Origin of the sequence: Ewingella sp. S1.OA.A_B6 (genome assembly GCF_049889095.1) — a bacterium.
Taxonomy (GTDB): domain Bacteria; phylum Pseudomonadota; class Gammaproteobacteria; order Enterobacterales; family Enterobacteriaceae; genus Ewingella.
In genome coordinates, this window is the sequence record NZ_JBLJFK010000032.1 from 1 (window position 1) to 1,010 (window position 1,010).

General features: G+C 46.0%; 1 protein-coding gene. It reads left to right on the forward strand.

The window, feature by feature from the left end:
* The coding region (locus ACMV8I_RS21315; protein ID WP_498867143.1) for a DDE-type integrase/transposase/recombinase at window positions 1-951 on the forward strand (951 nt) is incomplete at its 5' end.
* Window positions 952-1,010 lie beyond the last annotated feature (59 nt).

Here is a 1,010-nt window from a genome sequence, read left to right on the forward strand (position 1 = left end):
ACGCCTGATGGCATCATCAAGAAATTAGTCGATATGCGACTAAAGCACCCTGACTGGGGGCCAGTAAAAATTCGGCATTGGTTGCTCAATAACAATGCACCTTTCGACGTACCAGCGAGTAGCTCTATCGGTGATATTCTCAAAAAAGAAGGGTTGGTTTCCCCATTTAAAAAGAGACAACATACACCGGGCAATACCCAGCCACTGACCGAAATCCGTGAGACCAATCAGGTATGGAGCGCTGATTTTAAAGGAAAGTTTCGACTACTTAGTCGTCAGTACTGCTACCCCTTTACGCTAACAGACAACCATAGCCGCTATCTATTGGCATGCGAGGCTGGCAAGGGAGAAAACCGTGCATTTGTCCAACACTGTTTTGAGAACGTTTTTCGCGAATATGGGCTGCCCAGCGTGGTAAGAACAGATAATGGCTCTCCTTTTGCTGGTAACGGTATTGCGGGTCTTAGCCAGTTAAGTGTCTGGTTAGTAAAGCTTGGTATTCTGCCCGAACGTATAAAGAAAGGCCATCCAGAGCAAAATGGTCGTCATGAGAGAATGCACCGTTCGCTGAAGGCAGGGTTGCGTTGTGACAATATTTACTCGACGTTGGAGCAGCAGCAGGTGTGGTTCAATCATTATCGTCATGAGTTTAACCATGAACGTCCTCATGATGCACACAATGGCCAAACACCGTCCTCGCAATGGGTCTCATCCAACAGGAAATGGAATGGGAAGGTACCAGACGTTATTTATCCAGAGAATGCTCGATTATATAAAGTACAAAATAGGGGCGATATTTACCCTGGTACTCGGTTGTTCCTGAGTGAGGCACTGAAGGGGGAATATGTGATGATGAAAGAGGTAGATGACGGCCTTTTTGTTATCTTGTTCGACCGTCTGATCCTTGCGTATTATGACAAAGCAGAACACCAAATCCTTCGTATCGATTAAAGGAAATGTGTTACCTATGTGGCCGGTCAGATCTGTAACCCATGTGACCGGTCTATACC